Source organism: Pseudomonas sp. B21-017 (assembly GCF_024749245.1).
In the GTDB taxonomy this organism is placed as follows: Bacteria; Pseudomonadota; Gammaproteobacteria; order Pseudomonadales; family Pseudomonadaceae; genus Aquipseudomonas.
Map to the genome: position 1 here is coordinate 3,867,683 of NZ_CP087194.1, position 20,202 is coordinate 3,887,884.

Sequence of the window (20,202 nt, forward strand, 5' to 3'; positions counted from 1 at the left end):
ACTACAAGAAATTCACAAGATCGAGCGTAGAAGCCATGAACCAAGCGTACGAACCGCTGCGCCTGCACGTTCCCGAACCTTCGGGCCGTCCCGGCTGCAAAACCGACTTCTCCTACCTGCATCTGACCGATGCCGGCACGGTGCGCAAACCCCCAATCGACGTAGAACCGGCCGATACCGCTGATCTGGCCAAAGGCCTGATTCGCGTGCTCGACGACCAGGGCAATGCCCTCGGCCCATGGGCTGAAGGCGTACCCGTCGAGATCCTGCGTAAAGGCATGCGCGCCATGCTCAAGACGCGGATCTACGACAACCGCATGGTGGTCGCCCAGCGCCAGAAAAAAATGTCGTTCTACATGCAGAGCCTCGGCGAAGAAGCCATCGGCAGCGCCCAGGCCCTGGCCCTGAACATCGACGACATGTGCTTCCCCACCTACCGTCAGCAAAGCATCCTGATGGCCCGCGAAGTGCCGCTGGTGGACCTGATCTGCCAACTGCTGTCCAACGAGCGCGATCCGCTCAAGGGCCGTCAGCTGCCGATCATGTACTCGGTCAAGGAAGCCGGTTTCTTCACCATTTCCGGCAACCTCGCCACCCAATTCGTCCAGGCGGTGGGCTGGGGCATGGCCTCGGCGATCAAGGGCGACACCAAAATCGCCTCGGCGTGGATCGGCGACGGTGCCACTGCTGAATCGGACTTCCACACCGCCCTCACCTTCGCCCACGTGTACCGTGCGCCAGTGATCCTCAATGTGGTCAACAACCAGTGGGCGATCTCGACGTTCCAGGCGATTGCCGGCGGTGAAGCCACCACCTTTGCCGGACGCGGCGTCGGTTGCGGCATCGCCTCCCTGCGGGTCGATGGCAACGATTTCTACGCGGTCTACGCTGCATCCGCCTGGGCTGCCGAACGCGCGCGGCGCAACCTCGGCCCGACCATGATCGAATGGGTCACCTACCGTGCCGGCCCGCACTCGACCTCCGATGATCCTTCCAAATACCGTCCTGCGGACGACTGGAGTCACTTCCCGTTGGGTGACCCGATTGCACGCCTCAAGCAGCACCTGATCAAAATCGGTCAGTGGTCCGAGGAGGAACACGCCGCAGTCAGCGCCGAACTGGAAGCCGAAGTGATCGCCGCGCAGAAAGAAGCCGAGCAGTACGGCACCCTCGCCGGCGGCCAGATTCCGAGCGCCGCGACCATGTTCGAAGACGTCTACAAAGAGATGCCGGAGCACTTGAAGCGCCAGCGTCAGGAGTTGGGGATCTGACATGAACGATCACAACAATAATATTCAGTTGGAAACCGCCATGACCACGACCACCATGACCATGATCCAGGCCCTGCGCTCGGCCATGGATGTGATGCTTGAGCGTGACGACAACGTCGTGGTGTTCGGCCAGGACGTGGGCTACTTCGGCGGCGTATTCCGTTGCACCGAAGGGCTGCAGAACAAGTACGGCACCTCCCGCGTATTCGATGCACCGATCTCCGAAAGCGGCATCGTCGGCGTCGCCGTGGGCATGGGTGCTTACGGTTTGCGGCCAGTGGCCGAGATCCAGTTCGCCGACTACGTGTACCCGGCGTCGGACCAGATCATTTCCGAAGCGGCGCGCTTGCGTTATCGCTCGGCCGGCGAGTTCACCGCGCCGATGACCCTGCGCATGCCCTGCGGCGGCGGCATCTATGGCGGCCAGACTCACAGCCAGAGCATCGAGGCGATGTTCACCCAAGTCTGCGGCTTGCGCACCGTCATGCCATCCAACCCTTATGACGCTAAAGGCCTGCTGATCGCCTCCATCGAAAACGATGACCCGGTGATCTTCCTCGAGCCAAAACGCCTGTACAACGGCCCGTTCGACGGTCACCACGAGCGCCCGGTGACCCCATGGTCGAAGCACCCGGCCGCGCAAGTGCCGGACGGTTACTACACCGTGCCGCTGGATGTTGCCGCCATCACCCGTCCGGGCAAGGACGTGACCATCCTGACCTACGGCACCACGGTTTATGTGTCGCAAGTCGCCGCTGAAGAAACCGGCATCGACGCCGAAGTCATCGACCTGCGCAGCCTATGGCCGCTGGACCTGGAAACCATCGTCAAGTCGGTGAAGAAAACCGGACGCTGCGTAGTTGTTCACGAAGCGACCCGTACCTGCGGATTCGGCGCCGAGCTGGTCGCGCTGGTGCAAGAGCATTGCTTCCACTACCTGGAAGCGCCAATCGAGCGTGTGACCGGTTGGGACACCCCCTACCCGCACGCGCAAGAGTGGGCGTATTTCCCTGGTCCGTCCCGTGTGGGCGCGGCTTTGCATCGGGTTATGGAGGTCTGAATGGGCACGCACGTTATTAAAATGCCGGACATTGGCGAAGGCATTGCAGAAGTTGAATTGTCTCAGTGGCACGTCAAGGTCGGCGACATGGTCGTCGAAGATCAGGTGCTGGCCGATGTCATGACCGACAAGGCGATGGTCGACATCCCCTCGCCGGTGAACGGCAAGGTGATTGCACTGGGTGGACAGCCGGGCGAAGTCATGGCGGTCGGCAGCGTGCTGATCAGCATTGAAGTCGAAGGCGCAGGCAACGTTAAGGAATCGACTGCGCCAACGGCGGTTATTAAAGAAGCACCTATGGCGGCGCCGAAAGTTGAAGCCGTCGTAGAAAGCACACCGGCTGCAGCGGCCCCGCGTCCGGCTGCCGCTTGCCAAGGACCGATGGTCGCCCGCGAAGCCGACGAACGTCCGCTGGCCTCCCCGGCCGTGCGCAAGCATGCGCTGGACCTTGGCATTCAACTGCGCCTGGTGCGTGGCAGCGGCCCTGCCGGGCGGATTCTGCACGAAGACCTCGAAGCTTATCTGGCTCAGGGTCAGTCGAACGCATCGACGGCCACCGCCGCTTACGCCCAGCGCAACGACGAACAGCAAATCCCGGTGATCGGCATGCGCCGCAAGATCGCCCAGCGTATGCAGGACGCCACCCAGCGTGCCGCCCACTTCAGTTACGTCGAAGAAATCGACGTCACCGCCGTCGAAGAGCTGCGTGCGCACCTGAACGAAAAACACGGCGCGACCCGTGGCAAGCTGACCTTGCTGCCGTTCCTGGTGCGCGCCCTGGTCGTGGCCCTGCGCGACTTCCCGCAGATCAACGCCCGTTACGACGACGAGGCCCAGGTCATCACCCGCCTCGGCGCGGTGCATGTGGGCGTCGCCACGCAAGCCGACATCGGTTTGATGGTGCCGGTGGTGCGTCACGCCGAAGCCCGCAGCCTGTGGGACAACGCCGCGGAAATCTCCCGCCTGGCAACTGCCGCACGCACTGGCAAGGCCAGCCGCGATGAGCTGTCCGGCTCGACCATCACGCTGACCAGCCTCGGCGCCCTGGGCGGCATCGTCAGCACGCCGGTGCTGAACCTGCCGGAAGTGGCGATCGTCGGCGTGAACAAAATCGTCGAGCGACCAATGGTGATCAAAGGCCAGATCGTGATCCGCAAGATGATGAACCTCTCCAGCTCCTTCGATCACCGCGTGGTCGATGGCATGGACGCGGCGCAATTCATCCAGGCCGTTCGTGGCTTGCTCGAACAACCCGCAACGCTGTTTGTGGAGTAAGGAATGCAACAGACTCTAAATACTACGCTGCTAATCATCGGCGGCGGCCCTGGCGGTTATGTGACGGCGATCCGTGCCGGTCAATTGGGCATTTCGACCATTCTGGTGGAAGGCCAATCGTTGGGCGGCACCTGCCTGAACATCGGCTGCATTCCGTCCAAGGCGTTGATCCACGTCGCCGAACAGTTCCATCAGACACAGCACCACAGCCAATACTCGGCGCTGGGCATCAGCGTATCGGCGCCGACCCTGGACATCGGCAAAAGCGTCGAGTGGAAGGACGGCATCGTTGATCGCCTGACCACTGGCGTCTCCGCGCTATTAAAGAAGCACAAGGTCCAGGTCATCCACGGCTGGGCGAAAGTGATCGACGGCAAAACCGTTGAGGTCGGCGACACGCGGATTCAGTGCGAGCACCTGGTGCTGGCCACCGGTTCGACAAGCGTCAACCTGCCGATGCTGCCGATTGGCGGGCCGATCATCTCCTCCACTGAAGCCCTGGCGCCGAAAAGCGTGCCGAAACGGTTGGTTGTGGTCGGTGGCGGTTACATCGGTCTGGAGCTGGGGATTGCTTATCGCAAGCTCGGCGCCGAGGTCAGCGTAGTCGAGGCGCAGGATCGTATTCTGCCGGCCTACGATGCCGAACTGACCCATCCGGTGCACGAAGCACTCAAACAACTCGATGTGAAGCTTTACTTGAAGCACAGCGTTGAAGGCTTTGATTCACAAAGAAATTCCCTGCAAGTTCGCGACCCGAACGGCGACATCCTGAATCTTGCAACCGATCAGGTGCTGGTGGCCGTCGGTCGCAAACCCAACACCCAGGGCTGGAACCTCGAAACCTTGAACCTGGACATGAACGGTTCGGCGATCAAGATCGACAACCGTTGCCAGACCAGCATGCGCAACGTCTACGCCATCGGCGACCTCAGCGGCGAACCGATGCTCGCCCACCGGGCCATGGCCCAGGGCGAGATGGTTGCCGAACTGATCAGCGGCAAACACCGCGAATTCAACCCGACCGCCATTGCCGCCGTGTGTTTCACCGACCCGGAACTGGTGGTGGTCGGCAAGACCCCGGACGAGGCCAAGGCTGTGGGGCTGGACTGCATCGTGTCCAGCTTCCCGTTCGCCGCCAATGGCCGGGCGATGACACTGGAGTCCAAAAGTGGCTTCGTTCGGGTCGTGGCGCGGCGTGACAATCATCTGATTATTGGCTGGCAGGCGGTGGGTGTGGGTGTTTCGGAGTTGTCGACCGCGTTCGGTCAGAGCCTGGAAATGGGCGCCCGACTGGAAGACATCGCCGGCACCATCCACGCGCATCCGACGCTCGGCGAGGCGGTGCAGGAAGCGGCGCTGCGTGCGTTGGGGCACGCGCTGCATCTGTAACCGCTCAACTGTGGCGAGGGAGCTTGCTCCCGCTGGGCTGCGAAGCGGCCCCAACCGCGTCACTGCGATCTGCCTGATGCACCGCAGTGTCCGGTTTTACCAGTGCTGCGCACCGGAACGGGAGCAAGCTCCCTCGCCACAGGGTTTCGAATGATGAAAGATCGGCGACAAGTTTCATGAGCTGGCTAAGAAATCTGCCAATCACCCGATAGTCCGGGCTGCGATTTAGGCCCGGAATGAAGTATTGTTGTCCCCATCCAGAAAAATGTCAGAAGCCTTGAACCGTTTCGACGGTTGTTAAGTGATAGAGGGTGTCATGGGTAACGAAAGCATCAATTGGGACAAGCTGGGTTTTGACTACATCAAGACAGACAAGCGCTATCTGTCGCACTGGCGTAATGGCGAGTGGGACAAAGGCACCCTGACCGAAGATAACGTGCTGCACATCAGCGAAGGCTCGACAGCCCTTCACTATGGCCAGCAGTGCTTCGAAGGCCTGAAGGCCTACCGTTGCAAGGACGGTTCGATCAACCTGTTCCGCCCGGACCAGAACGCCGCCCGCATGCAACGCAGCTGCGCGCGCCTGCTGATGCCGCAAGTGTCCACCGAACAGTTCATCGAAGCGTGCAAGGACGTGGTCCGCGCCAACGAGCGTTTCATTCCGCCTTACGGCACCGGCGGCGCGCTGTACCTGCGTCCGTTCGTGATCGGCGTGGGTGACAACATCGGCGTGCGTACCGCACCCGAGTTCATCTTCTCGATCTTCTGCATCCCGGTCGGCGCCTACTTCAAGGGCGGCCTGACCCCACACAACTTCCAGATCTCCAGCTACGACCGTGCCGCTCCACAAGGCACCGGCGCGGCCAAGGTCGGTGGCAACTACGCCGCCAGCCTGATGCCAGGCTCCCAGGCCAAGAAGGCGCACTTCGCCGACGCCATCTACCTGGACCCGATGACCCACACCAAAATCGAAGAAGTCGGCTCGGCCAACTTCTTCGGGATCACCCACGACAACAAGTTCGTCACCCCGAACTCCCCTTCGGTGTTGCCGGGCATCACCCGTCTGTCGTTGATCGAACTGGCCAAGACCCGTCTGGGCCTGGAAGTGGTTGAAGGTGACGTGTTCATCGACAAGCTGTCCGACTTCAAGGAAGCTGGTGCATGCGGTACTGCCGCGGTGATCACCCCGATCGGCGGCATCAGCTACAACGACAAGCTGCACGTGTTCCACAGCGAAACCGAAGTCGGTCCGGTCACCCAGAAGCTCTACAAAGAGCTGACCGGTGTACAGACCGGCGACATCGAAGCGCCAGCGGGCTGGATCGTCAAGGTTTGATCTGACGCCACAGTCCGTTTGAACACAAAAGCCCGGCCATCACATTGAAGGCCGGGCTTTTTTTCGCCCGCGTTTCGTGCAAAACGCCACTAGACTTGCCACGTGCAACCGCCATCAACAGGTGCCACCACAACCATGGATAAATTCTGGCGAAAGTATCTGGCCTTGCTGGAAACCGACTTCACCACGCAGGTGTTCGACAACATCAAGAACCTGCTGGTGTGCGCCCTGTTGTTCGCGGCGGGCACCAACGCGTTGCGAGGCGGTCATCAACTGTTTATGGGATTGCTCGCCTCAAACCTTGCCGGCTGGGGGTTGATTGCAATATCAGCACTGTTGATGCTGCTCAGTGTCAGCGACGGCTTGCGCCGGCTGTCCAGGTTGCCGTATCACACGGCGTTCCAGATCATCCTGGGTCTGGTTTACCTGGTGCTGGCGGTGCGGGTGGTGGAGATCGTCTGGGATTTCAGAGCGTAGCGGTCACGGCACGAGGTGTTTGCCAACTCAGCTCATCCTGAGCGATCCGGGCAAACAACCACTCCACAAAGATCCGCGTGTGCGCCGTCACGTCCGGCGCAACACCGTAGTAATAACGCGGCAACGGCATGCGCAACTCGGGTAACGGGCAGATCAGGCGTCCGCTCGAGATATGGCTGCCCAACAAAGAGGTCGGGCACAGGGCAACGCCCTGTCCATCCACTGCGGCCTGAAGCACCAGGTGCATGTGATCAAACTGCCGGGTTACCTGAGTGGCTGACTGGCTTTGACCAAAGTGCATGGCCCAATTGTGCCAGTCTTCACGGCGTGCCTTGGCGGTCAGTAACGTATGCCGACTCAGGGACGTGAGGTCTTCAAGTGGCAGGCGCTCGATCAGCGCAGGGGCCGCGACCAGCAACAGTTCGTCTTCGAACAGCGCTCGCGCCTCAATCGCCGGTGCCCAATCGTCACGACCACGGCGAATGACGATATCGAACCCGTCGCGTGCCTGATCGGGTGCCTGGGTCTGGGTGATCACCTGCGGCTTGATGCCGGGGTGCCGCGCAACGAAATCCGCCAGCCTGGGCGTCAGCCAAAGCATGGCGAAGGACGGACGTACATTGATCTTCACCGTAGGCAGCGAGGCATGCTGCTTGAGCGCAGTGGCGGCATTGGCGATCTGCGACAGCCCGGCGCTGACCTGCTCATAAAAGCGCTGGCCGGCCGGCGTCAGCACCGATTGCCGGATACGCCGCTCGAACAGCAGCACCCCCAGGTATTCCTCGAGCAATTTGATATGCCGGCTGACGGCACTGTGGCTGACATGCAGCTCTTCGGCCGCCAGGCTGAAGCTCTGATGACGAGCAGCAACGGCGAAGGCGCGAACAGCATTAAGAGGCGGTAGTGGATTCATGCGTCTAATTTAGTCACCTATGCGCTGCAATTAAAGCGTTTGTCACGCCCTCCTCGCCACGCCAATCTGCCAGCACGCAGCCAATGCCACCTGACGGAGCAAGCCATGAACAGTTACGGACTCTTTGTACTCTTCGCCACCCTGACCATTTTGAGCCCGGGACCTGGTGTGGTCCTGACCCTGTCCAACGCGGTGCGCCACGGTTGGAGGGGGGCCGTGCCGGGCATTCTGGGAATTGCGTCGGGGGCGTTTGTGGTCGCTGCCATCAGCGCCACCAGTGTTGGCCTGATACTCAGCACCTCGGCGAACGCCTTTATCGCATTGAAATACGCAGGAGCCGCCTATTTGTTGTACCTGGGCTACAAAAGCTGGCGCTCGGATCGTTTCAGCACGCTGCTTGAAACACGCCCTTCAAGCCCGGGTTATCGCTTCCTTGAAGCGGCTTCGATGCAGCTTCTGAACCCCAAGGCGGTGTTTTTCTTTTTGGCGGTGTTCCCGCAATTCATCGACACTTCGGCGCACTTCTACAGCCAGTTCATCAAGCTGGTCGCCTCCTACGGCGTACTGGTGTTCCTGGTACACGGCAGCTATGCCTTGCTCGCCAATGCCGCCAAAGGCTGGTTGTCGAGCCCGAAAGGTTCCTGGCTGACCGCAAAAGTTTCGGGCGTGACCTTCGCCGGTTTTGGCGTGCTCATGGCCTCGGCCAGTCGCTAAGTCGCAGGACTGGCGATCGCGCGGCGCCTGTTCCCGGTGGACGTGAGTGGCGCTGTCGTTCCCTGAATCGGCAGTTCAACGGCGAACCGGCGACCGAGTTCCTTTCGCCCCACTGCCGTCAACGCCAACGCCCGACTGTCCAGATCCTGCGTCACCCATTGGCGTTTGATCGCCGTTTGCAGTAACGCCGCGCCCAAGGCACCGCCCAGGTGCGGCCGACGCATGCTCCAGTCCAGGCACGGGCAGGCAAAGCGGCGGCGCAAAGTGCCGAGGTCTTTGACGTCGATGCCCAATCCTTCGAACAACGCTTCACCACTGTCGCTCAATCGATAAGCCTGCTCATCGGTTTGCAGCAACCACCCCGCGTCGATCATCCGGTCATGCAGCACCACTGCCAACGTGCCGGCCATGTGGTCGTAGCAGGTGCGGGCGAATTGCAGGCGGTCCGGGGTGCGCGGGTTGAATGTCGGCACGGCGTTCTGGCCGATCACCATCAGTGCTTCGAGTGCCTGGGCCACGCGTTTGTCCGCGAGGCTGTAATAGCGATGGCGGCCCTGAACGTGCAAACGCACCAGCGCCAGTTCCTTGAGCTTGGCCAGGTGTGCGCTGGCAGTCGAGGCGCTGACTTCGGCAACCGCCGCCAGCTCGGTGCTGGTGCGGGCGTGGCCGTCCATCAGCGAACAGAGGATTTTCGTCCGCGCAGGCTCTGCAATCGCTGCGGCCACTTGAGAGACGCCAACGTCATGTTGTTCTGCGTTCATATTTCGCTCCCGGACGAATCAAGGCCCTTTCGGACTGGTGATAGTAGCAACACTTTTCAACCATCGATAAGGCTGCGACCCATGGACCCGATCATCGCTGCGACTCACGCCGATCCTTACCCCTACTACGCGCAACTGCGTGCCGAGGGTGGATTGGTTTTTCATCAGGGACTGAAACTGTGGGTGGCCAGCAGCGCCCGAGCGGTTGCTGCCGTGCTGGCGCATCCGGATTGCCATGTGCGGCCGGCGCATGAGCCGGTGCCCAAGGCAATTGCTCAGGGCATGGCGGGCAAAGTGTTCGGTCAGCTAATGCGGATGAACGAGGGTGAGCGGCAGCGTTGCCCGAGGGCAGCGATTGAGCCGGGGCTGACGCTGATTGATGTGAACGAAGTCAACTCACTGGTCAGCGCTCGATTGATTACCCCAGGGGCCGATGGGTTGTACGCGGCGATGTTTCGCGGGCCGGTCTGTGTAGTGGCGACGTTGCTGGGCTTTTCTCCGGCTCAGGGCCGGGCCATCAGCGAGCTGACCGCTGACTTCATCGCCTGCCTGTCACCCCTCAGCGACCAGGCCCAACTGGACGCTGCCCATGTTGCGGCAGAACAGCTGAAGGGATATTTCATCGAGCTTCTGGCTGATCCGAACAATCGAAGCACCCTGCTCGCCGGTATCCGGCTGCGCTTCGCCACCTCGACCGCCCCGGAAACCTTGATCGCCAACCTGATCGGCCTGTTCTCCCAGACCTACGAAGCCACCGCCGGGCTGATCGGCAATGCGCTAACGGCGTTGAGCCGAAACCCGCAGATCGACCCAACTCAAGCCAACGACCTGATCGCCGAAGTGCAGCGCTTCGATCCTTCGGTACAGAACACCCGCCGCTTCGTCGCAGCGCCCTGCGAAATCGACGGCGTGAACCTGAACCCCGGCGACGTCATTCTGGTGCTGCTGGCCTCGGCCAATCGTGATCCGCTGCTCAATGACGATCCCGATACATTCCTGCTCGAACGCCCAAACCGCCGCAGCTTCACCTTCGGCGCCGGCCGTCATCAATGCCCGGGGCAAGTGCTGGCCTTGAGCATTGCCCGCGCGACGCTGACTCAGATCCTGATAATGAAACCGGCTTTGGATCGGTTGACCTGGCACTACCGCCCTTCCCTTAACGGGCGCATTCCGCTCTTTGCCTGAAAAACACCTCAAGCGTTGCGATATTCGACCGTCAGGTGAGACAACTCATGAACCGGCGCCAGACGTTCGCGGATGGCGTCGGCACTGACGCTCGCCGTAGCCACGACACTGACAATTGCGGCTCGCGCCCGGGGCCCAACTTGCCAGACATGAAGGTCACTGATGCGGACATCGTCCGTCGATTCAAGCAGCTCACGAATTTCGGCGGCGACGTGCTCGTCGGTGGCGTCGAGCAATACCGCGGCGCTATCGCGCATCAAGCCATAGGCCCATTTCGCGATAACAAGGGCTCCGACGACGCCTATCACCGGGTCCAGCCAGACCCAACCCAAATAGCGCCCGGCCAACAATGCCGCGATAGCCAGTACCGACGTCAATGCATCGGCCAGCACATGGACATACGCCGAGCGCAGGTTGTTATCGTGATGATGGTGACCGTGGTTATGGTTGTGATGATCATGGCCGTGATCCCCATGGTTGCCTGCCAGCAGCAATGCGCTGACGACATTCACCGCCAGCCCCACCACCGCAATCACCGTCGCTTCGGTGAAAGCCACGGTGATAGGTTGAAACAGCCGCAGGATCGATTCGCCGGCGATGCCGATCGACACCAGGCCCAGCACCATGGCAGAAGCAAAAGCCGCCAGATCCCCGACCTTGCCAGTACCGAAGCTGAAGCGCGAATTGTTGGCGTGTCGCCTGGCAAAACTGTAGGCCGCCGCGGCAATGCCCAAGGCCACGGCGTGGGTCGCCATATGAAAGCCGTCCGCCAGTAACGCCATGGAGCCGGTGATATAACCAGCGGCAATCTCGCCAATCATCATCACGAACGTCAGCGCCACCACCCACAACGTGCGGCGAGCATTTTCATCGTGGGCGGCCCCCAGAAACAGATGGTCGTGAGTAAAGCGCGAAGCCTGAGGTGTCAGTGTCATGGGGCAGGCCTCTATTTCGAGTAACGGCGGATGGCTTGCAACAAGTCTTCCACGCCTTCGGCGCGTGCTTCGTCGCTGAGGCCGGGACGTGCCACATGTTCACGGGCGTGGGCGTCGATGAACTGGTCCATCAGACCATTGACCGCACCGCGAATTGCCGCAACCAAGTGCAGGGTTTTGGCGCACTCGGCATCGGACTCCAACGCCCGCTCCACCGCCTGGACCTGACCGGCAATGCGCCGGACGCGATTGAGCAAATCGTCTTTGTGTTCGTAGATGTGCGACATACCTATACCCCCTACCCCTATTTAGGCGGGCATAGTTACCGATATTGCCGGGGCTGGCAAGTCGGGTTGACCGCGTCATGGCTCATCGGCTTGTATCGCGGTAATAGCGGATCAGGCCTCCAGCAAAAACTGTTGTTGCCATTAGCATTTGTAATAGCGGCCAGAGTTTCAGACCAGTCCTACATCTATCAAATGCCCTTTGATATAGCGTCCGCATCGCTTTCAAAAGATGAAACCAGGACGCTCATGGCTGGAAAGGAAAAACCGATCACAAAGGCAATATTCAGGGAGTTAAAAAGTGAGCCTTCTCTACCAAGATCCAACAATGAGCCACGAGGAAACGACGAGACTTCTAGCTAGCAACGTAGAAACCAGCGTTGTTGTCGCATTGATTTCTATTGGCCTGAATGAACAAGACAAGTCCTGGGCTCAAAACACCTGTCTGAAGTACCTCGAGAGTGAGTCCGAATCAGTTGCAGCATCTGCCATAACCGCGCTCGGGCACATAGCCCGCAGACAGGGTGGTCTGGACTTGGGTGCTGTACGCCCGGCCCTTGAGAAGATGAAGAAGAAATTTCCCTCCCTGGAAGGGATTGTGGCGAACACCCTTGATGATATTGAGGCATTCACCTGACTTGCCCATCCGCAAAGGGAACTGGCCGTGAACCGGGCGCTGGATAACATCGATCCGCAGTAATAGCCGATCAAGCCTTCAGCAAAAATAGTTGTTGAAATGAGCATCCGTGGCGAGGGGGCTTGTCGGAACGCCGCATCGCCCCGTTCGGCTGCGCAGCAGTCGTAAAATCAACGTATGCGGTCAGTCCTGAGAAACCGCGATGGATTGGATTTGGGGTCGCTGCGTAACCCAACGGGGGCAAGCCCCCTCGCCACAGCAAGCCCCTCGCCACAGATAGCAAAAACCCCGCTCTCTCCTCTCAGAGACAGCGGGGTTAATCATTTCAATTCACTCGCCCATCAATCATCCCGCGTCAGCACTTCCAGCAATTCAATCTCGAAAATCAGATTCGAATTCGGCGTAATCGCCCCCATCGAGCGCTCGCCGTAGGCCAGGTGCGCTGGCACCAGCAGCTTGCGCTTACCGCCGACCTGCATGCCCATGATTCCCTGGTCCCAGCCCTTGATTACCCGCCCGGTGCCAATCACGCACTGAAACGGTTTGCCCCGGCTGTAGGAAGAATCGAATTCGGTGCCGTCTTCCAACCACCCGCGATATTGGGTAGTGATCAGCGCGCCTTTGACGGCGGCTTTGCCGTCGCCCACTTCAAGGTCGATTACCTGCAACTCATCATTCATTACATTCACTCTATCTGTGCGCTTGCCCGAGCGGGCTTGATGGGCGCCGTTTTCCCAGAAATGCGGGCTATTGGCAACCATTTCGCTCTGCATCCGGCAGTGGTCGTGAACTGGGCACTATACGAAAACTGCCTGATCGCCACTCGGCGACTTTTCGTACAGACCCTAATTTACACAACAGGACTTATGTAACCCGACAATACGCCGATACCGTGCAGCGGCACGGAAGCACCGAAGCACCACTTACTCCATAGAAGGCAGGAGCCTGAACAATGTTTGAACACATCTGGCGCAGCATCCATTCCCCGGGCTACTTCCCCAACGTACTGGAGTGGATGATCAATATTCTCTTCAACCCGTTCATGGTGATTATGTGCCTGATGGTCGGAGCGCTGGCCGGTAAATGGTGGAGAGCCATCCCCTACGGCAGCCTCATTTGTTATGTGGTGTTCCTGAGCCGGTCGTCATTCTATCGGTGGGGAAGCATTTTCCCCGAAGCCGGCCTGCCTGCGCTGTTGATTGACGGCGCACTGCTGGCCCTCCTCGGCTTCTATTTGAAAGGCGTACTCAGAACCCGCTCAGAAGCAAAACCCGAAGGCCATTGGTTGCGCTGGCTTTATCAAAGCCTGAAGGTCGTCATGCTGACAGTCATGGTGATGTTCTGGGTACTCGTCGTGCTGGTTGTCGTGACCTTCACCGTCTCGGTCGCGACGCAACCGTCAGTGGTGAACTGACCCACCTCCTGCTTGCCAGGGTCTGTACGAAAAGTCGCCGAGTGTCGATCAGGCAAGGCAAAAACAGGCGATGAAGCGGAGTTTACGGGTTGTAAATGAGCATTCCGAGCCTGTTTTTAACGCAGCATGATCGACACGCAGGCAGTTTTTCGTACAGAGCCTTAATATACCCGCCACCTCCCCCACGGTTCGATACGCCATGAGCGCAATTCCTCAATGAGTCAGCTCTGGACCGACGTCACCATCGGCTCGCTGACCCTTGCCCTGATCGTCGCGCTGATTTGGCGCGATCGTTCGCTGCAAAAGCAGTTGGCCGAGTGCCGTGCGCTGATCGATAGCCTCACCGAGGGACAAAGTATCCACCAGGAAGGCGACGCCGAGCGCTTCAAACGCAGCCAATACTTCGCCCGCATCGGCACCTGGGACTGGGAGGTTGATACCGACAAACTCTATTGGTCGGATGCAATCTACGGGATGTTCGGATTCAAGATCGGCGAGGTGACGCCCTCCTACGCCCTGTTCTGTTCCTGTGTGCACCCGGACGACCGGGTCAAGGTCCGCGCCGGTGAATTGCGTTGCCTGGAAACCGGCGAAAACCACGACGAGGAATACCGCGTGGTCTGGCCGGACGGCAGCATCCGCTGGCTGCGGGAGACCGGCAATGTGGTCAAGAATGAGCATGACGCAACGATCAAGATGATGGGCGTGGTCCGCGACATCACCGAGGAAAAAGCCTCCGCCAGCTACCTGCAACACCTGGCCCATTACGACCCGCTGACCGGCCTGCCCAATCGCCTGGTGCTCGAAGAGCGCCTGTCCGCTGCCCTGGAACACGCCCGCCTCAGCGCCACGCGGGTGGCACTGGTATTTGTCGACCTCAATGGTTTCAAGGCGATCAACGACCACTATGGCCATGCGGCCGGCGACCGCGTGCTGATCACCACCGCGACACGCCTGAAGAAGATCCTGCGTTCAACCGACACCGTTGCCCGGATCGGCGGCGACGAGTTCGTGGTCATCCTCCAAGGACTTCCCCAAGGCAACAGCCTGCAAGACGAAGCCCGCAGCATCTGCCAGAAAATCTTCATCGAACTCGCACCGCCGGTGACCATCGGCAACGACCAGCGCCACATCGGCAGCAGCCTTGGGGTTGCGGTGTTCCCGGACCATGCGCCGAGCATGGACCGGTTGATTCACATTGCCGACCTGGCGATGTATGAGGCCAAGCGCAGCGGGAATAATCAGTATCGGTTGGGGAACATCAGCCCGATACGCGTACACAGCGAATAGCCTTGGGTAAACGCCGCGTCTCTGGGTCGGCAGCATTGATCCGCTTCATGCATCAATACATACCAACTATGCAATTAACATATCGATGTCCCTGCTCCACTATCCACCCCAATAAGAACCGTGCACCGCGTCCAGGCAGTGCACGTCATAAAAGCGGTGGAGTACACGTCAATGACAGCATCAATCCATTCCGGTCGCTCCCGGACCAGTGCGATTTTCCGAGTGACCTCGGGCAACTTCCTCGAGCAATTCGATTTCTTCCTTTTCGGCTTCTATGCCACGCAGATCGCCGCCGTATTTTTCCCTGCCAGCAGCGAGTTTGCGTCCCTGATGATGACGTTCGCGGTGTTCGGCGCCGGCTTCCTGATGCGTCCGTTGGGCGCCGTGATACTGGGCGCATACATCGATGATGTGGGGCGCCGCAAAGGGCTGATCGTCACCCTGTCGATCATGGCCAGCGGTACGATTCTGATTGTGCTGGTGCCCGGATACGAAACCATCGGGCTGTTCGCCCCGGCCATCGTGCTGATCGGCCGATTGCTGCAAGGCTTCTCGGCCGGTGCGGAACTGGGCGGTGTATCGGTGTACCTCGCGGAGATCGCCACTCCTGGCAACAAAGGTTTCTTCACCAGTTGGCAATCAGCGAGCCAGCAAGTGGCGATCATCGTCGCGGCGGCTTTGGGCTATGGTCTGAACCAATGGATGGCGCCGACGATGATTGCCGATTGGGGATGGCGGATTCCGTTTTTCGTCGGCTGCATGATCGTGCCTTTCATCTTCTTCCTGCGCCGTAACCTGGAAGAAACCGAAGAGTTCACCGCCCGTAAACACCGGCCAAGCATGGGCGACGTGTTCCGCACCCTGGGACAGAACTGGGTCATCGTGTTCGCCGGGATGATGATGGTCGCCCTGACCACTACCGCGTTCTATCTGATCACCGTGTACGCGCCGACCTTCGGCAAAACCGTGCTGCACCTCAATACCTCCGATGCGCTGTTGGTGACCTTGCTGGTGGGCGTTTCGAATTTTTTCTGGTTGCCGATTGGCGGCGCGCTTTCAGATCGCATCGGTCGTCGCCCGGTACTGATCGCCATGGCGTTGCTGACGTTGGCCACGGCCTACCCAGCGCTGACCTATCTGGTGCAAGCACCGAGTTTCATCAACATGCTGTTGGTGCTGCTGTGGTTGTCGTTCATTTATGGCTTGTACAACGGCGCAATGATCGCCGCGCTGACGGAAATCATGCCGGTCGAGGTTCGGGTCGCAGGTTTCTCCTTGGCTTATAGCCTGGCGACGGCGGTGTTCGGCGGTTTCACACCGGCCATATCGACCTTCCTGATCCAGTACACCGGCGATAAGGCCGCACCCGGTTACTGGATGAGTTTCGCCGCGTTCTGTGCCCTGTGCGCGACGCTGTTTCTCTATCGCCGTGCCTCTGGCCGCCTGCAACCGGCCGTGTCGTGAACCACCCAACCTCTAACTGCGAGAGCTATTTGATGAAAAGGTTTTTCAACTTTACCGCCCTGGCCCTGGTGGCCAGTCTCGGTCTGAGTTCGATCGCCCAGGCTGAAGAAATCCGTGTAATGACGTCCGGTGGTTTCACGGCGGCCTACAAAATCCTCGGTCCGAAATTCGCCGAGTCTAGCGGCAACACCCTGGACACCGCCCTCGGTCCATCCATGGGAAAGGCCCCGGAAGCGATTCCCAATCGTCTGGCCCGCGGTGAGAAAGCCGACGTGGTCATCATGGTCGGCTATGCCCTCGACGACCTGATCAAGCAAGGCAAAGTCGATCCCGCTTCACGGGTCGAACTGGCGGATTCGCGGATCGGCATGGTGGTGCGTGAAGGTGCGCCGAAGCCGGACATCAGCTCGGTGGAAGGCCTGAAAAAAACCCTGCTCGACGCCAAGTCAGTCGCCTACTCCGACAGTGCCAGCGGCGTGTATATCGAGGATCAACTGTTCAAGCGTCTGGGCATCGAAAACCAGCTCAAACCCAAATCGAAGATGATCCCGAAAATCCCGGTGGGCTCGGTGGTTGCCACCGGCGATTATCAACTGGGCTTCCAGCAGGTCAGCGAATTGCTACCGGTGCCTGGGGTGAGTTTTGTGGCGAAAATTCCGGAATCGGTGCAATCGGTCACCCGTTTCGCCGCCGGTATTCCGGTCAATGCGCAACACCCGGCCGAGGCCAAGGCGCTGCTTGCGTACCTGGCCTCCAGCGCAGCCCAGCCGGACGTAAAAGCGACGGGGCTGGACTCAGTCAGCCACTGACCGAAGGTTGCTGGACTTTCATTTCCACCACCAGGCGCTCCAACGCCAATGCCGCCGGGGTTAACGTACGACCCCGGCGCTTGATCAACCCAACATTGCGCATCACCTGCGGATCGGTCAACGGTACCCGCGTCAGAATCGGGTGGTCCGCCGCCGGCATCGCCATCAACGGCACGGCAGCCACGCCCAACCCGGCCTCTACCAGACCGATCATGGTCGTCACATGACGGGTTTCGCAGATGCTCGGCCGCTGCGGCACCACGCCAGCCAGCGCTTGATCCAGCAAAAAGCGATTGCCCGAAGTCTTGTCCAGCGAGATGTAATCCTGCTGATAAAACTCATCCCATGTCACGCTGCTGCGTCCTGCAAGGGGGTGATCTCGTCTGCACGCCACCACATAACCTTCCTGCACCAGCGGCTCGAATTCGACTTCGGCCTCCAGGGTGCCCATGAAGCTCAAGCCGAAGTCCGCTTCACCGTTGACCACGGCACTCAATACCTCGTGAGCACTGGAGTCGAGCACCTTGACCTTGATCCGCGGAAATTGCCGATGGTAGTGGGCGATCACACGCGGCATGAAGTAGTACGCCGCCGACGGCACACAGGCGACGGTGACATGTCCGAGCCGGGTCGAGGCGACTTCGCTGATGCCCAGTAGCGCCACGTCCAGGTCATCCAGCAGGCGTTCGACGCTGGGCATGAAACCACGCCCGGCCTGAGTCAGGCTGACCCGGCGAGTCGTGCGTTCGAACAATTTCACGCCCAGAGCATCTTCGAGCTTTTCGATCCGCCGGCTGAGGGCTGGTTGGGAGATGCGTACGGTGTCCGCAGCCTTGCGAAAGCTGCCCTGCTCCACCACGGCGCGAAAGGCTTGCAGATCGTTAAGGTCGAAGTTGATGGTCATGGTGCGCACTCGGGAACGAACAGTTTGATCAGCTTATCCTATGAATGTCACTAATTGATGCTAAATGTAACGACATCTTGGGTGCCTGCAAAATTGCCATCGCGAGGCCCAAACATTTTCGTTCATGGCTGACGCATCCGGCTCCAGCCTTTATCCTTATCGCCCCCGCCGTATCGAGTTTTTGGAGTTTCACATGCCCCATGAAGGCAACCTGTTACAAGCCGCTGTCGTCTTTTTGTTCGCAGCGGTGCTCGCCGTTCCCTTGGCCAAGCGCCTGCAACTGGGGGCGGTGCTCGGCTATCTGTTTGCCGGGGTGATCATCGGGCCGTCGGTGCTGGGTTTGATCGGTAATCCACAAAGCGTCAGCCACATCTCCGAACTCGGGGTGGTGTTGTTGCTGTTCATCATCGGCCTTGAGCTGTCGCCGCGACGTTTGTGGGTGATGCGCAAATCGGTGTTCGGCGTGGGCCTGGCACAGGTGCTGCTGACCGGTTCGGTGATTGGTGTGCTGGCATTGTTCGTGTTCGGCCAGTCCCTGAACAGTGCCATCGTGTTGGGCCTCGGCCTGGCGTTGTCGTCCACCGCGTTTGGCTTGCAAAGCCTGGCCGAGCGCAAGGAGCTGACCAGCCCCCATGGGCGGTTGGCGTTCGCGATTTTGCTGTTCCAGGACATCGCCGCGATCCCTTTGATCGCGATGGTGCCGTTGCTGGCCGGCGGTGATCACACCAGCAGCGCGGCCGAAGATTTGAACCATGGCTTGCGGGTGCTGGGCAGCATCGCGGTGGTGGTGATCGGCGGGCGTTATCTGTTGCGCCCGGTGTTTCGCGTGGTGGCCAAGACTGGTCTGCCGGAGGTGTCCACCGCCACCGCATTGCTGGTAGTGATCGGCACGGCGTGGCTGATGGATCTGGTGGGCGTGTCCATGGCACTCGGCGCGTTCCTCGCCGGTTTGCTGCTGGCGGACTCCGAATACCGTCACGAACTGGAAGCGCAGATCGAACCGTTCAAGGGCCTGCTGCTGGGGCTGTTTTTCATCAGCGTCGGCATGGGTGCCAACTTGAGTCTGCTGCTCAGTGCGCCGGTCGTGGTGCTGGGGCTGACCCTGCTGCTGATCGCCATCAAGCTGCCGCTGCTGTTTGTGGTCGGTCGACTGGCCGGAGGGTTGGGCAAGGTTAATGCGATTCGTCTGGGGATCGTGCTGGCGGCCGGTGGTGAGTTTGCCTTCGTGGTGTTCAAGATCGGTCGGGACCAGGGCTTGTTCGAGCCGCGCCTGTACGACTTGCTGGTGCTGACCATCACCCTGTCGATGGCGCTGACGCCGCTGTTGCTGCTCGCCTGCGCACGCCTGGTCAAACCCAAGGTGCAACCGGTGGAGGTGCCGCAGAAGTTCCGCGAAATCGACGCCGACACGCCCCGCGTGGTCATCGCGGGCATGGGCCGTATGGGTCAGATCGTGGCGCGGATTCTGCGGGCGCAGAACATCAAGTTCATCGCCCTCGACACCTCGGTGGAAACCATCGAACTGTCCCGCAGCTTCGGCGGCGTGCCGGTGTTCTACGGCGACCCGATGCGCCCGGAAATCCTCAGCGCGGCCAAGGTCGAGCAAGCGGAGTTCTTTGTGATCGCCACCGATGATCCGGACACCAACATCAAGACGGCCGAGGTGGTGCACAAGCTGTATCCGCACATCAAGATCATCGCCCGTGCCCGTAACCGTCAGCATGTGCACCGTTTGGTGGATGTCGGGGCGCAGGCGGTGCGGGAAACTTATTACTCCAGCCTGGAAATGACCCGGCGCACCCTGGTTGGCCTTGGGCTGACCCAAGCCCAGGCGGATGCGCGGATCAAGCGCTTTACCCATCACGACGAACAGGTGCTGGAGGCTCAGCACGCGGTGTATGACGATGCGGCCAAGGTGATGCAGACGGCGCAGGAAGCGCGGGCGGAACTGGCGAAGTTGTTTGAATCGGATCAGCTGGAAGAGCAAGCGGGCAAGGTTTGAGGTGACAGTGATGACTTCATCGCGAGCAAGCTCGCGATGAACGATAACGCAGTGTTCGAGGCAGCCCGAACGTCCAGGGAAA

At 60.1% G+C, this 20,202-nt stretch carries 20 protein-coding genes; 14 read left to right on the forward strand and 6 right to left on the reverse strand.

The window, feature by feature from the left end; translation table 11 throughout:
* The first annotated feature begins 35 nt into the window (after positions 1-35).
* From LOY28_RS17350 to LOY28_RS17375, 6 genes are all read left to right on the forward strand, one after another.
* Positions 36-1,271, forward strand: coding sequence for a 3-methyl-2-oxobutanoate dehydrogenase (2-methylpropanoyl-transferring) subunit alpha (locus LOY28_RS17350; RefSeq protein ID WP_018929723.1), 1,236 nt, complete (start codon positions 36-38; stop codon positions 1,269-1,271).
* A gap of 1 nt (position 1,272) precedes the next feature.
* Positions 1,273-2,331 (forward strand): alpha-ketoacid dehydrogenase subunit beta, encoded by a 1,059-nt coding sequence (locus LOY28_RS17355; protein ID WP_018929724.1) that lies wholly within the window; start codon positions 1,273-1,275, stop codon positions 2,329-2,331.
* Entirely contained in the window at positions 2,332-3,606 is a 1,275-nt protein-coding gene (locus LOY28_RS17360; RefSeq protein WP_018929725.1) for a dihydrolipoamide acetyltransferase family protein, read from the forward strand.
* Between the two features lie 3 nt (positions 3,607-3,609).
* Positions 3,610-4,995: a dihydrolipoyl dehydrogenase gene (lpdA, locus tag LOY28_RS17365; RefSeq protein WP_018929726.1), complete on the forward strand. Its 1,386-nt coding sequence runs from the start codon at positions 3,610-3,612 to the stop codon at positions 4,993-4,995.
* A gap of 316 nt (positions 4,996-5,311) precedes the next feature.
* Complete coding sequence (locus tag LOY28_RS17370; RefSeq protein WP_018929727.1) at positions 5,312-6,331, forward strand: branched-chain amino acid aminotransferase; 1,020 nt, start codon at positions 5,312-5,314, stop codon at positions 6,329-6,331.
* 135 nt (positions 6,332-6,466) lie between these two features.
* A complete protein-coding gene (locus LOY28_RS17375; RefSeq protein ID WP_018929728.1) occupies positions 6,467-6,808 on the forward strand; it encodes a hypothetical protein in 342 nt (113 codons plus the stop codon).
* On the opposite strand, the gene LOY28_RS17380 is transcribed toward LOY28_RS17375, so the two are convergent.
* Positions 6,798-7,721, reverse strand: coding sequence for a LysR substrate-binding domain-containing protein (locus LOY28_RS17380; RefSeq protein WP_018929729.1), 924 nt, complete (start codon positions 7,719-7,721; stop codon positions 6,798-6,800). The genes LOY28_RS17375 and LOY28_RS17380 overlap by 11 nt on opposite strands.
* A 105-nt stretch (positions 7,722-7,826) precedes the next feature.
* Here LOY28_RS17380 and LOY28_RS17385 point away from each other — a divergent pair, with 105 nt between their 5' ends.
* Positions 7,827-8,435: a LysE family translocator gene (locus LOY28_RS17385; RefSeq protein WP_018929730.1), complete on the forward strand. Its 609-nt coding sequence runs from the start codon at positions 7,827-7,829 to the stop codon at positions 8,433-8,435.
* On the opposite strand, the gene LOY28_RS17390 is transcribed toward LOY28_RS17385, so the two are convergent.
* Positions 8,432-9,196, reverse strand: a complete 765-nt coding sequence (locus LOY28_RS17390) for a helix-turn-helix transcriptional regulator (RefSeq protein ID WP_018929731.1) — start codon at positions 9,194-9,196, stop codon at positions 8,432-8,434. The genes LOY28_RS17385 and LOY28_RS17390 overlap by 4 nt on opposite strands.
* Positions 9,197-9,277: 81 nt before the next feature.
* On the opposite strand from LOY28_RS17390, the gene LOY28_RS17395 reads away from it, so the two are divergent.
* Positions 9,278-10,381: a cytochrome P450 gene (locus LOY28_RS17395; protein WP_258612245.1), complete on the forward strand. Its 1,104-nt coding sequence runs from the start codon at positions 9,278-9,280 to the stop codon at positions 10,379-10,381.
* 8 nt (positions 10,382-10,389) lie between these two features.
* Here the strand turns inward: LOY28_RS17395 and dmeF are convergent, their stop codons facing one another.
* On the reverse strand, positions 10,390-11,316 hold the full coding sequence (gene dmeF, locus LOY28_RS17400; RefSeq protein ID WP_258612246.1) for a CDF family Co(II)/Ni(II) efflux transporter DmeF: 927 nt from the start codon (positions 11,314-11,316) through the stop codon (positions 10,390-10,392).
* 11 nt (positions 11,317-11,327) lie between these two features.
* Complete coding sequence (locus tag LOY28_RS17405; RefSeq protein WP_258612247.1) at positions 11,328-11,603, reverse strand: metal/formaldehyde-sensitive transcriptional repressor; 276 nt, start codon at positions 11,601-11,603, stop codon at positions 11,328-11,330.
* A gap of 298 nt (positions 11,604-11,901) precedes the next feature.
* Between LOY28_RS17405 and LOY28_RS17410 the strand changes: the two genes are divergently transcribed.
* The gene (locus LOY28_RS17410; RefSeq protein ID WP_064618337.1) at positions 11,902-12,237 is read left to right on the forward strand and encodes a hypothetical protein; all 336 of its coding nucleotides are present in this window, start codon (positions 11,902-11,904) and stop codon (positions 12,235-12,237) included.
* Positions 12,238-12,578: 341 nt separating this feature from the next.
* Here LOY28_RS17410 and LOY28_RS17415 read toward each other — a convergent pair whose 3' ends face one another.
* Positions 12,579-12,917: an FKBP-type peptidyl-prolyl cis-trans isomerase gene (locus LOY28_RS17415; RefSeq protein WP_018929733.1), complete on the reverse strand. Its 339-nt coding sequence runs from the start codon at positions 12,915-12,917 to the stop codon at positions 12,579-12,581.
* A gap of 272 nt (positions 12,918-13,189) precedes the next feature.
* Here LOY28_RS17415 and LOY28_RS17420 point away from each other — a divergent pair, with 272 nt between their 5' ends.
* From LOY28_RS17420 to LOY28_RS17435, 4 genes are all read left to right on the forward strand, one after another.
* Complete coding sequence (locus LOY28_RS17420) at positions 13,190-13,651, forward strand: hypothetical protein (RefSeq protein WP_018929734.1); 462 nt, start codon at positions 13,190-13,192, stop codon at positions 13,649-13,651.
* 216 nt (positions 13,652-13,867) lie between these two features.
* Positions 13,868-14,941 carry a sensor domain-containing diguanylate cyclase gene (locus LOY28_RS17425; protein ID WP_018929735.1) on the forward strand — a complete coding sequence of 358 codons (1,074 nt, stop codon included), beginning with the start codon at positions 13,868-13,870 and terminating at the stop codon, positions 14,939-14,941.
* A gap of 171 nt (positions 14,942-15,112) precedes the next feature.
* Positions 15,113-16,405 (forward strand): MFS transporter, encoded by a 1,293-nt coding sequence (locus LOY28_RS17430; RefSeq protein WP_018929736.1) that lies wholly within the window; start codon positions 15,113-15,115, stop codon positions 16,403-16,405.
* Between the two features lie 32 nt (positions 16,406-16,437).
* Complete coding sequence (locus LOY28_RS17435) at positions 16,438-17,214, forward strand: substrate-binding domain-containing protein (protein ID WP_019579429.1); 777 nt, start codon at positions 16,438-16,440, stop codon at positions 17,212-17,214.
* On the opposite strand, the gene LOY28_RS17440 is transcribed toward LOY28_RS17435, so the two are convergent.
* A complete protein-coding gene (locus LOY28_RS17440; protein WP_018929738.1) occupies positions 17,204-18,118 on the reverse strand; it encodes a LysR family transcriptional regulator in 915 nt (304 codons plus the stop codon). The two genes, LOY28_RS17435 and LOY28_RS17440, sit on opposite strands and share 11 nt — an antisense overlap.
* Positions 18,119-18,311: 193 nt before the next feature.
* Here LOY28_RS17440 and LOY28_RS17445 point away from each other — a divergent pair, with 193 nt between their 5' ends.
* Positions 18,312-20,120, forward strand: a complete 1,809-nt coding sequence (locus LOY28_RS17445) for a monovalent cation:proton antiporter-2 (CPA2) family protein (protein WP_018929739.1) — start codon at positions 18,312-18,314, stop codon at positions 20,118-20,120.
* The last annotated feature ends 82 nt before the right edge of the window (positions 20,121-20,202 follow it).